At 52.2% G+C, this 20,303-nt stretch carries 22 protein-coding genes; 11 read left to right on the top strand and 11 right to left on the bottom strand.

The window, feature by feature from the left end; all coding sequences use genetic code 11:
• Positions 1–47: 47 nt before the first annotated feature.
• The 4 genes from rimP to infB are packed head-to-tail and all read left to right on the top strand — an operon-like array spanning position 48 to position 5,354.
• The gene (gene rimP, locus QQL62_RS09255) at positions 48–599 is read left to right on the top strand and encodes a ribosome maturation factor RimP (protein WP_284378116.1); all 552 of its coding nucleotides are present in this window, start codon (positions 48–50) and stop codon (positions 597–599) included.
• A gap of 2 nt (positions 600–601) precedes the next feature.
• Entirely contained in the window at positions 602–2,236 is a 1,635-nt protein-coding gene (gene nusA, locus QQL62_RS09250) for a transcription termination factor NusA (RefSeq protein WP_284378115.1), read from the top strand.
• A 24-nt stretch (positions 2,237–2,260) separates the two neighbouring features.
• A complete protein-coding gene (locus QQL62_RS09245; RefSeq protein ID WP_284378113.1) occupies positions 2,261–2,884 on the top strand; it encodes an RNA-binding protein in 624 nt (207 codons plus the stop codon).
• Position 2,885: 1 nt separating this feature from the next.
• Positions 2,886–5,354, top strand: coding sequence for a translation initiation factor IF-2 (infB, locus tag QQL62_RS09240; RefSeq protein WP_284378717.1), 2,469 nt, complete (start codon positions 2,886–2,888; stop codon positions 5,352–5,354).
• An 18-nt stretch (positions 5,355–5,372) separates the two neighbouring features.
• Here infB and QQL62_RS09235 read toward each other — a convergent pair whose 3' ends face one another.
• Positions 5,373–6,287, bottom strand: coding sequence for a hypothetical protein (locus QQL62_RS09235; protein ID WP_284378111.1), 915 nt, complete (start codon positions 6,285–6,287; stop codon positions 5,373–5,375).
• On the bottom strand, positions 6,284–7,165 hold the full coding sequence (locus QQL62_RS09230; RefSeq protein WP_284378109.1) for a hypothetical protein: 882 nt from the start codon (positions 7,163–7,165) through the stop codon (positions 6,284–6,286). The genes QQL62_RS09235 and QQL62_RS09230 overlap by 4 nt, the downstream gene beginning before the upstream one ends.
• Positions 7,166–7,245: 80 nt before the next feature.
• Between QQL62_RS09230 and hslV the strand changes: the two genes are divergently transcribed.
• Positions 7,246–7,803 (top strand): ATP-dependent protease subunit HslV, encoded by a 558-nt coding sequence (hslV, locus tag QQL62_RS09225; RefSeq protein WP_284378108.1) that lies wholly within the window; start codon positions 7,246–7,248, stop codon positions 7,801–7,803.
• The gene (gene hslU / locus QQL62_RS09220; RefSeq protein WP_284378106.1) at positions 7,800–9,107 is read left to right on the top strand and encodes an ATP-dependent protease ATPase subunit HslU; all 1,308 of its coding nucleotides are present in this window, start codon (positions 7,800–7,802) and stop codon (positions 9,105–9,107) included. Before hslV ends, hslU begins: the two co-directional genes overlap by 4 nt.
• Here the strand turns inward: hslU and QQL62_RS09215 are convergent.
• Complete coding sequence (locus QQL62_RS09215) at positions 9,095–10,114, bottom strand: glycosyltransferase family 2 protein (RefSeq protein ID WP_284378102.1); 1,020 nt, start codon at positions 10,112–10,114, stop codon at positions 9,095–9,097. The genes hslU and QQL62_RS09215 overlap by 13 nt on opposite strands.
• Positions 10,107–10,562: a hypothetical protein gene (locus QQL62_RS09210; protein WP_284378100.1), complete on the bottom strand. Its 456-nt coding sequence runs from the start codon at positions 10,560–10,562 to the stop codon at positions 10,107–10,109. The genes QQL62_RS09215 and QQL62_RS09210 overlap by 8 nt, the downstream gene beginning before the upstream one ends.
• A 57-nt stretch (positions 10,563–10,619) precedes the next feature.
• Between QQL62_RS09210 and QQL62_RS09205 the strand changes: the two genes are divergently transcribed.
• Positions 10,620–11,834 carry an MFS transporter gene (locus tag QQL62_RS09205; RefSeq protein ID WP_284378099.1) on the top strand — a complete coding sequence of 405 codons (1,215 nt, stop codon included), beginning with the start codon at positions 10,620–10,622 and terminating at the stop codon, positions 11,832–11,834.
• On the opposite strand, the gene QQL62_RS09200 is transcribed toward QQL62_RS09205, so the two are convergent.
• From QQL62_RS09200 to QQL62_RS09190, 3 genes are read right to left on the bottom strand one after another with little or no spacing between them, the layout of a single operon-like run.
• Positions 11,804–12,397, bottom strand: a complete 594-nt coding sequence (locus QQL62_RS09200) for a Smr/MutS family protein (RefSeq protein ID WP_284378096.1) — start codon at positions 12,395–12,397, stop codon at positions 11,804–11,806. The genes QQL62_RS09205 and QQL62_RS09200 overlap by 31 nt on opposite strands.
• A complete protein-coding gene (mltA, locus tag QQL62_RS09195) occupies positions 12,394–13,425 on the bottom strand; it encodes a murein transglycosylase A (protein WP_284378094.1) in 1,032 nt (343 codons plus the stop codon). The genes QQL62_RS09200 and mltA overlap by 4 nt, the downstream gene beginning before the upstream one ends.
• An 8-nt stretch (positions 13,426–13,433) precedes the next feature.
• Positions 13,434–14,090 (bottom strand): Tim44/TimA family putative adaptor protein, encoded by a 657-nt coding sequence (locus QQL62_RS09190; RefSeq protein WP_348520664.1) that lies wholly within the window; start codon positions 14,088–14,090, stop codon positions 13,434–13,436.
• Between the two features lie 111 nt (positions 14,091–14,201).
• Here QQL62_RS09190 and QQL62_RS09185 point away from each other — a divergent pair, with 111 nt between their 5' ends.
• Complete coding sequence (locus QQL62_RS09185) at positions 14,202–14,702, top strand: FxsA family protein (protein ID WP_431355756.1); 501 nt, start codon at positions 14,202–14,204, stop codon at positions 14,700–14,702.
• Positions 14,703–14,758: 56 nt separating this feature from the next.
• The gene (gene secB / locus QQL62_RS09180) at positions 14,759–15,235 is read left to right on the top strand and encodes a protein-export chaperone SecB (RefSeq protein WP_284378088.1); all 477 of its coding nucleotides are present in this window, start codon (positions 14,759–14,761) and stop codon (positions 15,233–15,235) included.
• A 27-nt stretch (positions 15,236–15,262) separates the two neighbouring features.
• On the opposite strand, the gene dnaQ is transcribed toward secB, so the two are convergent.
• Genes dnaQ through QQL62_RS09160 form a run of 4 tightly spaced genes read right to left on the bottom strand, consistent with a single transcriptional unit; the run spans position 15,263 to position 17,985 of the window.
• On the bottom strand, positions 15,263–15,961 hold the full coding sequence (gene dnaQ, locus QQL62_RS09175) for a DNA polymerase III subunit epsilon (protein WP_284378085.1): 699 nt from the start codon (positions 15,959–15,961) through the stop codon (positions 15,263–15,265).
• Positions 15,954–16,574: a dephospho-CoA kinase gene (gene coaE, locus QQL62_RS09170; RefSeq protein WP_284378083.1), complete on the bottom strand. Its 621-nt coding sequence runs from the start codon at positions 16,572–16,574 to the stop codon at positions 15,954–15,956. Before coaE ends, dnaQ begins: the two co-directional genes overlap by 8 nt.
• Positions 16,571–17,392, bottom strand: a complete 822-nt coding sequence (locus tag QQL62_RS09165) for a shikimate dehydrogenase (protein WP_284378081.1) — start codon at positions 17,390–17,392, stop codon at positions 16,571–16,573. The genes coaE and QQL62_RS09165 overlap by 4 nt, the downstream gene beginning before the upstream one ends.
• A complete protein-coding gene (locus QQL62_RS09160) occupies positions 17,389–17,985 on the bottom strand; it encodes a Maf family protein (protein ID WP_284378078.1) in 597 nt (198 codons plus the stop codon). Before QQL62_RS09160 ends, QQL62_RS09165 begins: the two co-directional genes overlap by 4 nt.
• 449 nt (positions 17,986–18,434) lie before the next feature.
• Here QQL62_RS09160 and hemJ point away from each other — a divergent pair, with 449 nt between their 5' ends.
• Both hemJ and rho read left to right on the top strand, forming a co-directional pair.
• Positions 18,435–18,884 carry a protoporphyrinogen oxidase HemJ gene (gene hemJ / locus QQL62_RS09155; RefSeq protein WP_284378076.1) on the top strand — a complete coding sequence of 150 codons (450 nt, stop codon included), beginning with the start codon at positions 18,435–18,437 and terminating at the stop codon, positions 18,882–18,884.
• Positions 18,885–19,016: 132 nt separating this feature from the next.
• Positions 19,017–20,288: a transcription termination factor Rho gene (rho, locus tag QQL62_RS09150; RefSeq protein WP_284378072.1), complete on the top strand. Its 1,272-nt coding sequence runs from the start codon at positions 19,017–19,019 to the stop codon at positions 20,286–20,288.
• The last annotated feature ends 15 nt before the right edge of the window (positions 20,289–20,303 follow it).

The following is a 20,303-nucleotide window of genomic DNA, read 5'->3' as shown; positions in this document are numbered from 1 at the left end:
AAGTTTTGCTCGGGCCCTGCGCCCGTTTTTTTATGTCTGGATAAAATATGTCTGATCTGATCGCAAAAGCGGCCATCGACAAACGCATGGCCAGTATTGTCCAACCCGTGATCGAGGGTTTGGGCTATGAACTGGTGCGCATTCGCCTGATGTCTGGCAAATCGACCACTCTGCAAATCATGGCAGAGCGCCCCGAGGGTGGCATAGAGGTGGATGACTGTGCCAAGATATCCAACGAGTTATCCGCAATTCTAGACGTAGAAGACCCCATTGAGGCGGAATACGCCCTAGAGGTTTCAAGCCCCGGTATTGATCGCCCGCTTACCCGCCTAAAGGATTTTGCCGCATGGGCTGGATTTGAGGCCAAGCTGGAGACATCAGAATTGATTGATGGCCAGCGCCGGTTCAAGGGGCCATTGCGTGGCGTAGAAGATAACGAAGTATTGATCGAGATCCAACAGGGGATCATCGGTTTGGATTTTGAGTGGCTGACAGAGGCAAAATTGGTTCTGACAGATGAATTGGTCGCGGAAACATTGAAAACCCGCAAAGATATTGTCGAAAGTGATTTCGACCACATAGAAAAAGAAGAGGATTAATCATGGCTATTACCAGCGCAAACCGCTTGGAGCTGTTGCAAATCGCAGAGTCCGTTGCCCGTGAAAAAATGATCGACGCCGATCTGGTTTTGCAGGCAATGGAAGAATCCTATGCCAAGGCCGCCAAATCTAAATACGGTGCAGAGCTGGATATCCGCGCCTATATCGACCGTAAATCCGGCGAATTGGAAATGACCCGCGTGCGCGTTGTTATTGCCGAAGAAGAAGCGGAAAACATGTATACAGAGCTGACCATCGAGGAAGCCAAAGCATACAAAGAAAACCCAGCCGCGGGTGATTTGATCATCGATCAATTGCCGCCCATGGATTTTGGCCGCATCGGCGCACAATCTGCCAAACAGGTTATTTTGCAAAAGGTACGCGAAGCAGAGCGCGCGCGCCAATATGATGAATTCAAGGATCGCGAAGGCGAGATCATCAATGGCTTGGTTAAGCGTGTAGAATACGGCAACGTGATCGTAGACGTAGGCCGCGGCGAAGCTGTGTGTCGCCGTGACCAACTGGTTAACCGCGAAATGTTCCGCAATGGCGACCGTATCCGCGCCTATATCAAAGAGGTACGCTCCGAGCAGCGCGGCCCGCAGATCTTCTTGTCACGTACCGCGCCTGAATTCATGGCCGAGCTGTTTAAAATGGAGGTGCCCGAAATTTATGATGGCATCATTCAGATCAAGGCAGTTGCCCGTGATCCAGGTTCACGCGCAAAAATCGGTGTGATCTCATTCGATAACGCGATCGATCCGGTTGGTGCCTGTGTTGGTATGCGTGGTTCACGCGTACAGGCCGTGGTAAACGAGCTGGGCGGCGAGAAAATTGACATCATCCCATGGAACGAGGATGCCCCAACATTCCTTGTAAATGCATTACAGCCCGCCGAGGTAACCAAGGTGGTTCTGGATGAAGACGCAGAGCGTATCGAGGTGGTTGTCCCGGACGAACAGCTGTCGTTGGCCATTGGCCGCCGCGGCCAAAACGTGCGACTGGCATCTCAGCTAACCGGACTTGATATCGATATCATGACCGAGGCCGAAGAATCCGAACGCCGCCAGAAAGAATTCGAAATCCGCTCGAAATTGTTCATGGACACCATGAATGTCGACGAAGTGGTGGCGCAGCTGCTGGTTTCAGAGGGCTTTACCAACCTAGAAGAGGTTGCCTATGTGGAAATCGACGAATTGCTGGTGATCGAAGGGTTTGACCAAGATACCGCAGAAGAATTGCAGGCCCGTGCCCGCGAAAGCCTAGAGGAAATCAATGCCAAGGCGATTGCCGAGGCGCGTGAACTGGGCGTAGATCAATCCTTGATCGATTTTGAAGGTCTATCCCCACAGATGTTGGTGGCCCTGGGCAAGGATGATGTGAAAACACTGGAAGATTTCGCAACCTGTGCTGATTGGGAATTGGCTGGTGGCTATACCACGCTAAACGGCGAGCGCATCAAAGACGAAGGCGTTCTGGAAAGCTATGATGTGGATCTGGCCGAGGCCCAGAACCTGATCATGCGCGCCCGTGTGCAAATTGGCTGGGTAACAGAAGAACAGATCGCCCAAGATGCGGCCGACGCCGAAGCAGAAGCCGCAACAGATGCGGACACAGCCGAGGAGGCTGGGGCGTGATGCTCCGGATCGTAGGAACCCGTGATGACCAGAGGCGCACGAAATAAACAATCAAAAGACCCCCAGCGCAAATGTATTGCACTGGGGGGATCCTATCCAAAAGAGGAAATGATCCGATTTGTTTTGGATCCTAATGGTGTGGTCACACCAGATATCGCCGGGCGCCTACCAGGGCGCGGCATCTGGGTATCCGCCAGCCAAGCGTCCCTAGAATTGGCAATCTCTAAGAACCTATTCTCGCGGGCCGCCCGCGCACAGGCAACCATACCTGAGGGACTGATTGATTTAATCGACCGTTTGCTGGTAAAACGAATTGTAGAGCTGGTATCATTAGCACGTAGGGGCGGCGAAGCCCTTAGTGGCTTTGAGGTGGTTAAAGGATCACTGATATCAGAACGTGCCCGCCTTTTATTGCAGGCCAGCGATGGTTCCATACGCCAACTTGGCAAATTGCGCTCTCCTGAGGGCAAGAACACATATTTTAATTGCCTTACCCAAGCAGAATTGGGTTTGGCTTTCGGACGAGACTATGCGATACACGCGGCGCTTACTGGTGGTGGATTGACCAAAAAGGTCCGCACCGAGGCTTTGCGCCTGACGGGAATTCGCAAGTCTGAAATCGCTGACACTGTCAGCACTGAAAGGTAATATACGCATGAGCGACGATAAAAAACCATTGGGACTGCGCGGCGGTTCTGGCACCAGCCACGTTAAACAAAGCTTCTCTCACGGGCGCAGCAAGGCTGTGGTTGTAGAGAAAAAGCGCAAGCGTGTGATTGTGCCAGGCAAAGGCGGCGCAGCTGGCGGTGTTGGCGGACGCCCTGCAGGAATTTCTGACGCAGAATTGGATCGCCGCAAGCGCGCATTGGCGGCGGCCGCCGCAGCCGAGGGTGAGCGCAAAGCCCGTGAAGAAGCGGAAACAAAGGCCCGCGAAACCGAACGTGCCGAACGTCGCGCAGAACGCGACCGCAAAGAGCGCGAAGAAGAAGAGCGCCAACAAGCCCTTCGTGCAAAAGAAGAAGCCAAGAAAAAAGCGGCAGAGGCCCCAAAGAAGGCACCAAGAGCCGAAGAGAAGCCAGCCGCCGCAAATGATCCAGCCGCAGCCCAAGCTGCCGCACAGCGTGCCGAGGCCGGTGGACGTGCCGCCCCCAAACGCGATGATCAGAAGAAAGACAACAAACAGCCGCGCCAACAAAAAGGTGGCGGTAACGACCGTCGTCGTTCTGGCAAGCTGACCATCAACCAAGCCTTGGCCGGCGGTGGCAACCGTCAACGCTCGCTTGCATCAATCAAGCGTAAGCAAGAGCGCCAACGCCGCGAAATGATGGGCGATGCAGGGGGCGAGCGCGAAAAGGTTGTACGCGACGTTCAGGTACCAGAAATGATCACGGTACAAGAGCTGGCCAACCGAATGGCGGAAAAAACCGCCGCGGTTGTGAAAGCGTTGATGACCAATGGCATCATGGCCACGCAAAACCAATCAATCGATGCGGATACCGCTGAATTGATCGTCGAGGAATTCGGCCACAAGGTGGTGCGCGTATCCGATGCAGACGTAGAAGATGCGATTAACGTGATCGAGGATGACGAGGCCGATCTAGAGCCACGCGCCCCTGTGATCACCATCATGGGCCACGTTGATCACGGGAAAACATCCGTTCTGGATGCCCTTCGTAAAACCAATGTGGTTTCTGGTGAGGCTGGCGGTATTACCCAGCACATCGGCGCCTACCAAATCACCACCGAGGGCGGCACATTGCTGACCTTCTTGGATACGCCGGGTCACGCGGCCTTTACATCCATGCGCTCTCGCGGTGCACAGGTAACGGATATCGTTGTTTTGGTTGTTGCCGCAAACGACGGTGTTATGCCCCAAACAATCGAGGCGATCGCCCACGCAAAAGCCGCCGATGTACCCTTGATCATCGCGATCAACAAAATGGACGTAGAGGGCGCAGACCCCACCCGCGTCCGCACGGATTTGTTGCAACACGAAGTGATCGTAGAGGCCATGTCTGGTGAGGTTCAGGATGTAGAAATTTCTGCACTGAAGGGCACAGGTCTGGATAACCTGCTGGAATGTATCGCATTGCAATCAGAGCTTCTAGAGCTGAAGGCTAACCCAAACCGTGCCGCATCTGGTGCTGTGATCGAGGCCAAGCTGGACACCGGCCGCGGCCCGGTAGCAACTGTTTTGGTCGAGGCAGGCACGTTGAAGAAAGGCGACATCTTTGTTGTTGGACAACAGTGGGGTAAGGTACGCGCATTGGTCGATGACCAAGGCAAAACCATTACCGAGGCGGGCCCATCACGCCCCGTAGAGGTTCTAGGCCTAAACGGTACACCAGAAGCGGGTGATGTTCTAAACGTGGTTGCATCCGAGGCCGAGGCCCGTGAAATCGCTGATTACCGCGCACAGGCCGCCAAGGACAAAAAAGCCGCCGCTGGTGCGGGTACGACATTGGATCAGCTATTGGCCAAGGCCAAGGCAGACGAGAATGTTTCTGAATTACCCATTTTGGTTAAGGCAGATGTGCAAGGCTCGACCGAGGCGATCGTTCAAGCGATGGAAAAGGTCGGTAACGACGAGGTTCGCGTACGTGTTCTACATTCTGGTGTTGGCGCTATTACAGAATCCGATGTGACCTTGGCCGAGGCCTCTGGCGCACCGATCATTGGCTTTAATGTTCGTGCAAATGCACCGGCACGTAATGCGGCCAACCAAAAGGGCGTAGAGATCCGCTATTATTCAATCATCTACGATCTGGTAGATGATGTGAAAGCGGCCGCCTCTGGTCTGCTATCTGCCGAAGTGAAAGAAACCTTCATTGGCTATGCCAAAATCAAAGAAGTGTTCAAAATCACCGGTGTTGGTAAAATTGGTGGTTGTGAGATCACCGAAGGTGTGGCGCGTCGCTCTGCTGGTGTACGCTTGTTGCGCGACAACGTTGTGATCCACGAAGGCAAGCTGAAGACTCTGAAACGCTTCAAAGACGAAGTGAAAGAAGCGCAGGCGGGCCAAGAATGTGGTATGGCGTTTGAGAATTACGAAGACATTCGCGCCGATGACGTGATCGAGATTTTCGAAACCGAAGAGATCGAGCGCAAGCTAGATTAATATTTTAGGGGGCTGGTTTCAGCCCCCTATTTTCCACCCCAAGGCCCGACAGCGATTGATGATATCGCTCTGTGCATGGGCCTTAAAATTGCGTACATGTTGGCGGCGCAAATACCAAAACAAATATTTCTCAAATTCCACCTCGTGGGTCAGTACCTGTTCAAAACAGGCGCCGATTTCGGCTATGCGCGTGCTGTGAAATACATGGTGAAATTCTGCATCGCCAAACAATATCCCGGGTTTGCGATGCAACAGCCCCTTAAACGATACGCTGGAATTCATACTGACCGTATAGGCACAGCCCCGCAATAGCCCGTCTAGATCCGCCTGTGTCACGCTAACGCGGGCACCATCGCACAATGCCTCTATCGCGGCCATCTCTGCGGGGCTGTAGGTTTCGTTGGGATGGAGCTTGATTTTAATATCGCGCCGTTTCTCATGGGCGATCACCTGTTCTATCATTTGTATTGGCGCCATGCTCTGCCAGCTGCGCCTGCGCGACAAAACCCCCTGCAGCGCCACCAGCACAAATCCCGCGTTCGGAACGCACGGCCCCTCCACAACGCCCTGTTTTTCGCACATCCGGTCAAATAGATCCCGTGCAGCGCCTATCTGAATGCTGTTTGGATTAAATTTTGCTCGATAGGCGGTTTTCTGGGCGATTTCTGCGGTGCTGTCCAAGGCCCAATAGGGGCCAAATGCCGCGGGGCGGGCCTCTAGGGCATGGGGGTGATGGGGCGGATGGCGGTGAAAGATACAATAGCTATCCGATCGATAGGACGCCCTAAGATTCTGCGCAGTACTTTCCAAAAACGATACACGAAACCCAACCCCCTGAAATGCGCGGCTGACCTGCCCATAGAAATGTTGAGGTTTGCGCGTGGCTATATCTAGATCCTGGCCCAGCACATAGATATTCAGCCGATCAATCACCAACCCAAATCCCCGAGCCGCCGTTGTAGCGTTGCGCCAAAATCAGGTGCGTTAATATCCAACCCATGCTCCAACACCCAATGTATATAGCGCGCATAGTCGGGGCGATCGCGGTGCATACGATTAAAGCTTTTCTGAATGCGGCCATCTATTTCAGGGTTGCGCGCAATATGATGCAACCCGCATTCCCCCATATGCAACACTGGCTTTTCATGTAGAGCCGCGCGCAACGATAGGGGCGTATCCTGACACACTACATAACAACAGGCCTGCAACAGGCGATCTAAACCAGCCGTGGTAAAGGAAATGCGATCCTCCAAGTCAAATCCATCAAGGCGCGCCTGTTGATTTGCATTCGGTGCCTGACCAATCATGCGGATCAAAACCTGCCGCTCTGGTTCGTTTTTCAGCACTTGCTTTATTAGATTAAAGCTGGACATCGGGCGATGCGGTAGCGCCTTGCCTAGATCCCCATCCAGCAGGATCAGCACAAAATCATCAAAAGCATAAGGGAACTCAAAGCGCTCGATATAGGCCTGTTGGGCCACGGCAAAGGATTGCTCGGCGGCGGATTCGCCGATATCGTGCGGGTTAAACACCGCCTGCGCAATATCCCAATCGCTGGGATCAGGCGCCGCCTCAAAGGCCCAATGCCCGCCCAGCAATGGGATCGCCTGAATGGCGCGAGGGTGATTTGCGCGGCGGCTCTCAAACACGCAATGCGCAGCCTCTCGGGCCGACTTTTTCCATGCTTGTTTGCTGTCTGAGCGGATATCGACCTGTGTACCCGATGCGGCGAAAACGGCCGCCACCGCCCGCGCAAATTCCGAGCTATCTGGATTAGGCACATAGATATTTAGTTGTTCAATGTCGCCCATATGATCCACAGTTTCTACCGCTTGTTATTGTCTTTGCTGAAAGGAAACGTATATCTGGTACAAACGAAAGGCAATTGACGATGGAAAATAATAAATTTCCCGGCTGGCATGGCACCACGATTGTGGGTGTGCGCAAAGACAACGAGGTGGTTATCGCTGGCGACGGTCAGGTGAGCCTTGGCCAAACCGTGATCAAAGGATCGGCACGCAAGGTGCGCCGCATTTCCCCCGGCGGGCATGATGTGATCTGTGGGTTTGCCGGATCAACCGCAGATGCCTTTACCCTGCTGGAACGCCTAGAGGCCAAATTAGAAGCATCGCCGGGTCAATTGGCCAAGGCATCAATTTCGCTGGCCAAGGATTGGCGCATGGACAAATACCTGCGTAACCTAGAGGCGATGCTGATTGTCACCGATGGCAGCGATTTGTTTGTGATTACCGGTGCCGGTGATGTGCTAGAGCCAGAGCACGGCATCGCCGCAATTGGATCCGGGGGCAACTATGCGCTGGCTGCCGCGCGCGCTTTGATCGATGGCGATCAGGATGCGGAAACCATCGCGCGTAAATCCCTGACCATCGCCGCCGAAATTTGCGTCTATACCAATGGCAATATGACCGTAGAGAAGATTACAAAATGACTGACCTAACCCCCCGCGAAATCGTATCCGAATTAGATCGCTTTATCATTGGCCAGAACGATGCCAAACGTTCGGTCGCCGTGGCCCTGCGCAACCGCTGGCGGCGCAAACAGCTGTCCGATGATATCCGCGACGAGGTTTACCCGAAAAACATCCTGATGATCGGGCCAACTGGTGTCGGCAAGACAGAGATCAGCCGCCGCCTTGCCAAGCTGGCCAAGGCACCTTTTATCAAGGTAGAGGCGACCAAGTTTACCGAGGTGGGTTATGTCGGGCGCGACGTAGAACAGATCGTTCGCGATCTGGTGGATGCCGCGATTATCATGATCCGTGAACACAAACGCGAGGCCGTGAAAGAGGCCGCCCTACACAACGCGGAAGAGCGCGTAATCGAGGCATTATGCGGCACAGATGCCCGCGATCAAACCCGCGAAATGTTCCGCAAAAAATTGCGCGAAGGATTGCTGGATAGCAAAGAGATCGAGTTAGATTTGTCAGACAATTCCAACCCAATGGGCATGATGGACATCCCTGGTCAGCCCGGAATGGGCATGGGAATGATGAACATTGGCGAAATATTCGGCAAGGCCATGGGCGGACGCACCAAACGGCGCAAAATGACCGTATCCGAAAGCTATAAGGTGCTGTTGGAAGAAGAGAGCGACAAGCTGTTGGATACCGAGACCCTGAACCAAGAGGCCGTGGCCGCAGTGGAAAACAGCGGCATCGTGTTCTTGGATGAAATAGACAAGGTCTGCGCAAAATCCGAGGCGCGCGGCGCGGATGTATCACGCGAAGGCGTGCAACGCGATCTGCTACCCTTGATCGAGGGCACAACCGTCAGCACCAAGCATGGCCCCGTTAAAACAGACCACATTCTGTTCATCGCATCGGGGGCCTTTCACATTGCCAAACCCTCTGATTTGTTACCAGAGCTTCAGGGCCGCCTGCCAATCCGCGTGGAATTGCGCGCCCTAACCGAGGGTGATTTCATCCGCATTCTAACCGAAACCGATAATGCCCTAACCCGCCAATATGCGGCCCTGATGGAAACAGAAGAGGTGAGCGTGTCCTTTACCGAGGATGGCATTGCCGCCATTGCCAAAATCGCCGCAGAGGTTAACGAGAGCATCGAGAACATCGGCGCGCGCCGTCTACACACGATCATAGAGCGGGTTTTTGAAGAGCTGAGCTTTGCCGCGCCTGATCAATCTGGGCAGTCGGTGGAAATCAATGCAGAATATGTAGAAAAGCATCTGGGCGAATTGGCCAAGAGCAGCGATATTTCACGCTATGTTCTGTGATACCATTTTCGGGCAAACAGATCGGGCTGGCGCACGCGCACAGCATTAAAGATTTGAGCGATTTTATCGCTGTTTTCCGCAGATAGCTTAACCTTGCGCAGGGCCTTTTGCGCAAGCTCTATATCCGATTTATCTAACATGGCCTTGCGCCAATTAGACAGGTCGGCCAGCTTCAGCGCGCTGGCCGCAGTCAGGTGCCTGATCTCGGCGCTACTAAGCCCAGATAGCAAATCAATGATGCCCATGACACTGGCGGCCGCAGTGCGGGCATCATCTATGGAGAGATCATAACGCACCTCTGGCTGATCAGAATCGCGGCGCGTGGCATTCAGGCTGGCCAATTGCGAGAATACCGCCTGTATGCGCAGGCTGGCCACTGAATTGGCGGAAATTGATCCCTGATGAATGCGATATCGCCCCATAATCTGGGGCTGAATTGCAATGCGATAGTGTTCGTGCAGGCGCCAGCACAAATCGGAATCCTCGGCCAGATGTGCATTTCTAAACCCGCCCAGCTGTTGAATCACATCCAAGCGCGCGGTTAGAAACGGATGCGGCAGATAGGGTTCGCGCGCAGGGATAAAACCCGCATCAGCACGGTGAAAATCATACTCAGGCGAAGAGACCCCCAATAAATTTCCCGATACATCTATGTTATGCGCCTTGCCCGATACCGCCACCGCGCCGGTAAAGCCCATGAAATCCAGCTGTTGCGCTAGGCGATCTGGCACCGATGTATCATCCGCATCAATGCGCGCCACAAATTCGCAATCTAGGTTTTTCAGGCCAAAGTTCAGCGCAGACACCAGCCCAGCGTTTGCCTGTGATATCATCCGAATGCGCGTGCTAGGGAAATCCGCAACCACCTGTGCAGAGTGATCCGTTGAACCATCATCCACCACCAAGATATCAAAATCATCCATGGTCTGGTTTTCCAGGCTGGTCAACGTTTCGGCTAGAAACGTAGCACCGTTATATACGGGCAATAAAAACGAAACCCTAGGCATGGGTGATCTCCAGATCATGAAGCCCCAGCACAAACCAATTACTTGATGGAACCAAAAGCGCTAGTTTCACATCAATTGCGCCCTCGGGCAATCCAGCGCCGCGCAAATGTTCACGGCTAAAGGTTAGATCAAATGGCGCATCGCTGATCTCGACATTCAGCAGATCAACGGTGCCATTGCTGTGATAAACGCGTGGGTAAAATTCAGCCATTGGATAGGCGCGCATCCGCAGGCTTAGCGCCCTAAAATCACGAGGTAATTTAATCTCTAGCCCAAACCAAGTATCTGAAAAATTGGCACAATCCAGGATCAGGCAATCCACCTGTTTGCGCAACAAGACCAATGCATCATCGCTATCAAATGCGGGGTACACACCATCGATAAACTCGTCATATGCGCGCAGGCGGAGGGGCGTATCGGAATAACTGCTGAAATCAATTTTGCTCATACCTTTTGCTAGCGGAAATTCATTGATATGGCCAGCAATCCGTGGTCAGGCTGGCGCATGCAGTTTATTATTCAAAATTTCCGCTGGTTAATCACGGGTGCACTAATGGCCTTTGCCTCTTGTTTTGGGCAGACGTTTTTCATCTCGATCTTTGCCGATGATATTATGCACAGCTATGACATTACCAATACCGAATGGGGCCGCATTTATGGCATCGGTACCTTTGCCTCTGGTATTTTACTGCTGTGGGCGGGGGGATTGGCGGATCGCATTGCAATGCTACGGATTGCGCCGGCGGTTTTGATGTTGTTGGCGGTGTTTGCATTGTTGATGGCATTTAACACCTCTTTGGTGGTACTGACCTTCATTATCTTTGGTCTGCGCTTTGCTGGGCAGGGCATGATGATGCATATATCAATGGTTGCTATGGCACGCTGGTTTCAGGCATCGCGGGGGCGGGCGGTATCGCTGGCGCTGTTGGGCTATACGGCGGGAGAGGCGATCTTGCCCCTATCTTTCGTCTTCTTGCTCGGGCTGTTTTCGTGGCAATATCTGTGGATTATTCCCGCGCTCTATGCGCTGGTTCTAATTCCCGTTCTGTTTCTGTGCCTTTCTACAAAACGCATCCCCGAGGGCAATTCTGAATTGATCGAGCAAACCGGTATGGGCGATCATCATTGGACCCGCGCACAGGCCCTACGGCATCCGCTGTTTTGGCTCTTGATCCCTGCGTTAATCACCCCCAGCATCACCATGACCGCACTGTTTTTTCAACAGGTCAATCTGACCCAAGAAAAGGGTTGGGCGCATTTGGAATTTGTCGCGCTGTTTCCGGTGTTTTCCGTAACAACCCTATGCACAATGATGGTAACGGGGATCTTGGTGGATCGTATTGGTGCTGCGCGCATTATGCCCATATATCAAATCCCCATGGCTGTCGGGTTTTTGGTGCTGGGCATTGGGGGGTCTATCACCGCGGCACTGTTTGCAATGATTTTACTCGGGATGATGCAGGGGGCTAATACCACTGTGGTAACCACTGTTATGGCCGAGAATTACGGCACGCGCCATGTGGGCGCGATCAAGGCCACCAGTACCGCCGCCATTGTGTTTGGGTCGGCAATCAGCCCGTCACTTACTGGATATCTAATCGATCAGGGGCGGCCCTTTAGCACGCAGTTACCGCTGTTATCAATCTTGGTGTTTTTGACCTCTGGCATAGCTTTTTTAGCGCTACGGCATTATTCGCGAATGCGGCGCAGATATACATAATAAGCCCCCGCACCGCCATGCTTTGGCTGTGCTTGGGACACCTGTAGAACCTTGGCGCTCAGCAAGGGCCCCATCAACCAATCACGTAAACTCTCGCGTAGAACACCTGCCTTGGGACGGTTGAATTCATCGACCCCCTTGGTGCGGCCCTTGCCGGTGATCACCAATATCATCCGAAACCCCATAGCATGGGATTGCACCAGATAGGTTTGCAGGCGGGCCTTGGCCTGATCGGCGGTCAGCCCATGTAAATCCAGCACCCCGTCTATGTCGATCTGCCCTTTAATCAGGCGCTGGAAATTGCGCTTGTCCATATTGGCCGAGGTGCGCGCAGGGCGTGGCGTAAAGGCAGGGGGTTGCGTAATCTTCTTGGTGCTGGCCTTTTGCCCCACCGCAAAGGGTTTTATCCGAAAACCGGCAGGTTTGGGTGGGGTCGGGGGCGCGGGTTTGGCGATTTCCTCTGAGGGTTTTTTTGGCTCTGGCAGGCTGCGCTTGACACTGCTGGTCACATGGCGCCAAACTTCCTTATCCTCAGTACTCAGGCCTTTTCCGCGCTTTTTCATCGCGCCGCTACGGCTGATTTCGGCATAAGCAGATACAGCTTGCCCCCAGATTTGGTGCGCCCCGCAATTTTTCCTGCCAAGCGCCCAGAGCCATAGAAAATATCCGCCCGTTGCGGGCCCTTTACTGCTGTGCCCACATCCTGTGCCACCATCAAACGGCGAAACGGATCACCGCCCTGTTTATCAATAAACACCGGCAACCCCAGCGGGTTAAACGCAGGATCAACAGCCACTGAACGCCCCGCAGTTAGGGAGACCTGAATAGCGCCATTGGGGCCTTGGTTTTCTGATAATGTTTCTATTTCTTGAAAGAAAATATAGGATCTGTTGTGCGCCAGAATATCCATACCCTTTTTGGGGTTTTTCTTTACCCAAGCCTTGATCCGCCCTGCCGAGGCCTGTGATTTTGGCAGGATATTGCGGCGCACCATTTCCATGCCAACCGAGCGATATTTGTGGCCATTTCGCCCCGCAAAACCTACACGGATGATTTCGCCGTTTTCTAGCTTGATCCTGCCAGAACCCTGAACATGTAGAAAAAACGCATCTACTGGATCCTCGATCCACGCGATTTCCAGACCGCGCCCCTCTAGGGCGCCGTTTTGAATTTCGCGGCGGGTTTTATATTGCTGGCCGCGCTTAACCTCTGGGGGTTTGCGATATATTGGCGTGACGTAGCGGCTGGTCTTGCTGCGCGATCCCGGTATGGCGGGCTCAAAATAGCCGGTGAACAACGCATCCTTGCCTGTGGTGGTGATCATCGGCTGAAAATTACGTTCGAAGAATTTTTGCGGGTTCTTGGTGGATTTGGCATCTTCACACAGCTTGGCGTGCTCGGCCTTGCTTAGCCCATCCAGCTTGCTAAGGCGGGGGCAGGATTTTTGAAACACCGCCAATGCAGCGGCGTGATCATCCTGTGCCCATCCGGGCAGGGCGCTAAAATCCACAGTTTGATTTGGTGCCGCCGATGCCATCGGCGCACAGAGCAACAAGATGCCAACAAGGGCCGATTTATACGAAAACTGCACGCTGATCTCTAGGTGCCGGTTTCGACCAATTGCCAGTTTGGATCCTCGGCGCCGACAATCCGCGCAAAAGTCCAGATATCTTTCTGGCGCTTGACTGTGTTTTTGTCACCCTCGACCACCGCACCAGAGGCATCGACCACTTCGCTGCTTAATTCGCCTACAAATTGCAGGGTCAGTTCTGCCTCTTTGGTTTCTGAATCAAATTCAGCATCCAGCAATTTCAACTCGCGCACACCGATAAATTCTGCATTCACCCGTAGACCCTGTGCCTGTCGCGCATCAATCACACCGGTAAACCCATCAAACACATCCTTTGATAGGAACTGAGATAGGGTTTCTTGGTCATCGCCCTCAAAGGCCATTAGAATCATTTCATAGGCCTGTTTGGCGCCACCGATAAATTCTGTTACTGAAAATGCAGGCTCTGCGCGTTTGATCTCTGCTAGGGCCTTGCCCGCAGGGCTGTCTATATCCACGTGGTCAGAAATATCACGATCAACACCGCCATCGATCACCTCGAATTTGTTTTGACCTTGCGCATTGGCCTTGGCCATTTCTTGTTTTGCACGCTCGTCAGGCTCAAACCCTGTGCGCGTGCCAAGAACGCTGCGCAGGCGCAAAATCAAGACCAGCGCAATAACGCCCAAAACAATCAATTGGTTCATAGGATCACCCATTCTCTGCCTTTTCACAATTTCATGACCAACACTGGTGTTGACCCTGTTCGCAACATATTTAGGTTACTCGGGTGGTATAGTCCACCGAATGACCAAATCGTGAGCGAGAAAATGTGGCTGTTTATTATCTTTGTAGCAATTCCGATCATTGAAATCGGGCTATTCATCCAAGTGGGTGGCGCGATTGGCCTGTGGCCCACACTTGCCACCGTGATCATTACGGCATTTGTTGGCACGCAATTATTACGCGCACAAGGGATCGCGGCACTAGGGCGGCTACAGCAATCGGTGGGGCAGGGGCAAAACCCGATGGGCCCGATCGCACATGGGGCATTAATACTGGTGGCCGGTGTAGTTTTGCTAACCCCTGGTTTTTTTACCGATGCGGTTGGGCTGGCGCTATTGATTCCACCGGTACGCGCCGCGCTGATCAGGATAGGGGCCGCGAAAATCGCGGGCAAGGTGAACATTAATGTAAATCAGCCCAACCCAACCCAACCCCACGGCGATGTGGTGGATGCGGATTTCAGCGTGCTTGACCCCGAAGACCCACCAAGCGCGCCATCGGGCTGGACAAATAATCCAATTAATAAACAATGATTGTTAGCGGGCACTTTCCTTGCTAAACCCATCGCCGATATCATACGGAGCCGGAAATGACCGACAAAAAAGAAGAGGCCGCAACCGCACCTCAACCCCCACAAATGCAGTGCCTAAATCAATACATCCGCGATCTTTCATTTGAAAACATCGCCGCCCAGAAAAACCTGGGCCAAAAGGTACAGCCGAACATCAATGTTCAGGTTAACCTAGATGCCCGCAAGGGTGACGAGGATAACTTTGAGGTTATTCTAAAGCTGACCATCACTGCCGATGCAGAAGAGCAGAAAGTATTTTTGCTAGAGATCGATTATGCGGGTGTGTTCCACATTCAAAACGTTCCAGAAGAGCAGATGCACCCATTCCTAATGATCGAATGTCCGCGCTTGTTGTTCCCGTTTGTACGCCAGATCGTACGCAACATTACAACCGAGGGCGGCTATCCCCCATTGAACGTTGATCCCATTGATTTCTTGGCGCTGTATCGCAGCGAAATCGAGCGCCGCGCCGCGGCGAACGCCACCAAGAACTAAAATCAGGCGGCCCTTGGGTCGCCTTTTTTATGCATCCCATTTTTTCCAAATAGGATCATCGCCAAGGGTTGTGATAAATTCATCATGGGCCGATTTTTCCTCGGCGGTGATTTTCGAAGGCAGGGGGGTTGCGCGCGGTGCCGCCTGCCATTGCGATGCGGCGACATTAGCCATTGCATCGCGCCCCGCCACAACATTCAGCGCAAAATCAGGCTGGCGACCACCCACCAGTTCCAAATAGACCTCGGCCAATATTTCACTATCCAGCAAGGCCCCGTGTTTTTCACGTGCAGAGTTGTCGATCCCAAACCGTCGGCACAGGGCATCCAAAGAATTCTGCGCACCGGGGAATTTTTTGCGGGCAATTTCCAATGTATCCAGCGATCTGTTCATCGGCACCAACGGCAAACCCGCGCGGCCCAGCTCTGCGTTGATAAATTTCATGTCAAAGTTGGCATTATGAGCAATCAACGTGGCATCACCGATAAAATCCAGAAAATCCTGCCCGATTTTGGCAAAAACTGGGTAGTCTTTTAGAAAATCAATCGATAGGCCGTGCACCTCAAAGGCGCCTTGGGGCATATCGCGCTCTGGGTTGACGTATTGATGATAGGTGCGCCCTGTTGGGATATGCTGTTCCAGCTCGACCGCGCCGATTTCAACCAGCCGATCGCCCCCCTCAGCATTAAAGCCGGTGGTCTCGGTATCCCAAACAATCTCACGCATCAGGCTGTGCCCCATCTTTGGATTTTAGAATAGATTCTATCACATTCTGCACCGATGCGCGCGCGCCGTCCAAATCATGTGTTTCAATCACATAATCCGCACGGGCACGTTTTTCACCGTCGGGGGTTTGACGCGATAGGATCATCGCAAAAACATCCTCGGTCATGCCCGGGCGCTCCATCACACGCGCCTTTTGCACATCAGCATCGACACTGACGACCAAAACCGCATCTAGCCAATCCTGCGCCCCTGTCTCAAACAACAGCGGTATATCCAATACGGCCATTTTTTGGCCCGTGGTTTGACAGGCCTCGATAAAAGCGGCGCGGTGGGTGCGGATGGCCTCGTGTACAATGGTCTCTAGTTTTGGAAATAGCTCTTTGTCGGCCTGTAGGCATCGCGACAATGCTTGGCGATCCACCCCGTCTGCCGTGACCGCAATCGGGGCAATATCATGGATTTTCTCGATGGTTTCGGTGTCGGTTGTGTACAGCTCGTGCACCGCTGCGTCGGCATCCCAAACTGCGATTTCAGCATCGCGAAACATTTCTGCCGTGGTGCTTTTGCCCATACCAATAGAGCCCGTTAGCCCTAGTAAGAAAACCTTGCTCATAGTTCTGCCAATACCTTTTGTCGTAATTCTGGATCTACCTGTGGGCGGGCACCAAACCATGCCTCAAACCCGGGAACAGCTTGGTGCAATAACATCCCCAAGCCATCGACCGTGGCACAGCCCTGTTTTTCTGCATTGCGCAGTAGGTCAGTTTTCAGGGGATTATAGACGATATCATTCACCAATGTATTGCTGGATAATTCCGCACAAGAAAAATGCAATGGATCACAGCCCACCATTCCAAGGGCGGTTGTATTCACCAAGGTCGACACAGCCGCCGAGGCCTGTTCTGCATCGCCCCAATCTGCCACCATAACCCTGCGGCCAAAAACAGACGCCAGATCCTCGGCCCGTGCCCGCGTGCGGTTTACCAGAATGATTTCGGGAACACCCGCATCTAGCAATGCATGTAAAACAGCCCGCGCAGCGCCCCCCGCGCCCAATACCAAAGCGGGGCCCATGCCCGCGTTCCAATTTGGGGCGCCCTGTGTCAGATTATTAATAAAGCCTTCGCCATCGGTGTTATCCGCATGGATTTTACCATCCCTAAACACCAGCGTGTTCGCCGCGCCGATAGCGGTGGCGCGCGAGGAAACCGTATCGGCTATTTCTAGGGCGGCGTGTTTGTGTGGCACGGTGACATTAGCCCCAGCATAGCCCTGAGCAATCATTTCTTGGATATGGGCGCTGAAATTTTTCGGCGCTACCTCTTGTTTAACGTAAGATCCATCGATCCCGTGCTTTTTCAACCAATGGCCGTGTATGATCGGCGATTTAGACTGAGCAATGGGGTATCCCAATACGGCGGCTTTGATCATGATGGTATTACCCCTCTGGTGCGTAAATAGGCCAAAACCTCTAGCAAGGGGAAACCAAGCACGGTGAAATAATCGCCCTGAACGCGGTTAAACAAGTTTACCCCCTCTTTTTCCAGCAGATAACAGCCGACCGAGGATAGAATTTCCGACCCGCATCCATTTAGGTAATCCTCTAAATACGCATCGGAAAAATCGCGCATAAACAGCTGTGCGCGGCCAATGGTACGCCAGACTGGCTCTCCATCTTCAAAAATTACTGCCGCTGACATCAACTGGTGCGATTTACCACGCAATGCCCGCAGTTTTTCACGCGCCTCATCTAGGGTCTGTGCTTTGGAATAAATTTTCTTTTCGCAAACCAGAATTTGATCACATCCAATCACAAAACCGGCCTGTTTAGAGGCCACGCGGCGGGCTTTGAATTCGGCCAATGTATCGACCACATCATTGGGTGTCGCATTCTCTGCTAGCAATGCGCCCATGATTGCTGGCTCGTCGATTTTGGCCGGCATAGCGGTGAAATCAATGCCTGCCGATTTTAGCATTGCTATGCGGGCCATTGATTGAGAGGCCAGTGTGATTTTCTGTGTCATAATATATCCTTCGCCCTTGCATATAACATGTCAGGAAAATTGTCCCACGGGATTGTGCATTTCCTGTGGATAAAATCCGCGAAGTTAATCTTTATGAACAGAATCTTACTTTACCCCCAAAATTGTCCTTTTTTCACAGGTCGTATTCACTTTTTATGCCCTGTTGGTGAATCCAAATCCAAAAAATCGAATTTCGTGGATAAAAATTCATACAAGAGTTATTCAAAGTTATGCTCACCATTAACTTTGGAAAAATATATTTGAATCAGACATTTATGATACTTATCCACAGATGGGGATAAAAATTATCCCGCTCTGAATATATCTGATTTTCTGTGAGTAACTCTGTGATTAAGATTTTATCCCAGTTACCCACAAGACCTACTAAAACAACTATTCTTTCTCTTATATATTATTATTATTAGGGGGGATCACTCGGAGCGCGAAAAATGGACATTCTTTCCACCCTCTACCCATGGATAAAATCCATTCATGTTATTGCCGTTATCTCGTGGATGGCTGGGATGCTCTATTTGCCACGATTGTTTGTGTACCATGTGGAAACCAATCCCGATCATATCAATCTGGATGAAACATTGGTGCGCTGGGAGTTTCTACTAATTAAGCGGATTATTAATCCGGCAATGGCGGTTACATGGATTGCTGGACTGTTGATGGTTTTTACCCCTGGAATTATCGATTTCAGCGCTGGCTGGATTTGGGTGAAATTCCTGATGGTTTTTCTGATGTCAGGGTTTCACGGATTTCTAAGTAAACAACGCAAATTATTGGCCGCGGGCGAACGGCCCTATTCAGGCAAGCAATATCGTATGTTAAACGAGGTGCCGACTGTATTAATGGTGATCATCGTCATTATGGTGATCGCACGCCCGTTTTAAAAATTTGACTCGCCAGCGATAAAAACGCTAGAAGCTTGGCAAACGATCCGGTGACCCACACCGCTTATGGATCGCAGCACCACATTTTAAAAATTGCCACCCCTTGGGGTGCAGACCTGTATGGGAATTCCTATGGAAAACGAAAAAATCAATCTGTCCGATCTAAAGGCAATGAAGGCCTCTGATCTGTTGAAAATGGCAGAAGAGCTGGAAATCGAAAACGCATCCACCATGCGTCGTGGTGATATGATGTTCGCCATCCTCAAAGAAATGGCCGAGGATGGTGCCGAGGTTTCTGGCGATGGTGTTCTAGAGGTGATGCAAGATGGTTTTGGGTTTTTGCGCTCTTCGCAATCCAATTACCTGCCTGGCCCCGAGGATGTCTATGTATCACCACAAATGTTGCGCAAACATTCCCTGCGCACCGGTGACACAGTAGAGGGCTGGATCAGCCAGCCCAAAGATGGCGAGCGCTATTTTGGCATGTCCAAGGTCACATCGATTAATTTCAGTGACCCAGAAGAAGCAAAACACAAGGTTCACTTTGACAACCTGACGCCGCTGTACCCCGAAGAGCGTCTGAAAATGGAAGTCGAAGATCCAACCCTAAAGGATAAATCAGCCCGCGTTATCGATTTGGTTGCCCCCATTGGTAAGGGCCAGCGTTCCTTGATCGTGGCCCCCCCGCGTACTGGTAAGACTGTGATCTTGCAAAACATCGCCAACAGCATCGAAAAGAACCACCCAGAGTGCTATCTAATCGTTTTGTTGATAGATGAGCGCCCAGAGGAAGTAACCGACATGCAGCGCTCTGTTAAGGGCGAGGTGGTTTCATCTACATTTGACGAACCAGCCACACGCCACGTGGCCGTTTCAGAAATGGTGATCGAAAAGGCCAAGCGTCTGGTCGAACATAAGCGCGATGTTGTGATCCTGCTGGATTCCATCACCCGCTTGGGCCGTGCCTTTAACACCGTAGTGCCATCATCAGGCAAGGTTCTGACCGGTGGTGTGGATGCCAATGCGCTACAGCGCCCCAAACGCTTCTTTGGTGCGGCGCGTAACATCGAAGAGGGCGGCTCTTTGACCATTATCGCCACTGCGTTGATCGAAACAGGATCACGTATGGACGAGGTGATCTTTGAAGAATTCAAAGGTACGGGTAACTCTGAGATTGTGCTGGATCGTAAGGTGGCTGACAAACGTGTCTTCCCTGCGATTGATATTTTGAAATCTGGTACCCGTAAAGAAGAGCTGCTGGTGGATCCGGTGGATCTGGCCAAAACATTCGTATTGCGCCGTATCCTAAATCCAATGGGCACCACAGATGCGATCGAATTCTTACTGGGTAAACTAAAGGCCACGAAAACGAACTCTGAATTCTTTGATTCAATGAACACCTAAGCTGAGGGCAGACCT

It is taken from the genome of Amylibacter marinus, from assembly GCF_030160015.1.
Lineage (GTDB): Bacteria > Pseudomonadota > Alphaproteobacteria > Rhodobacterales > Rhodobacteraceae > Amylibacter > Amylibacter marinus.
The sequence above is the reverse complement of the archived record's forward strand: the minus strand, read 5'-3'. Positions and strand labels throughout refer to the sequence as shown.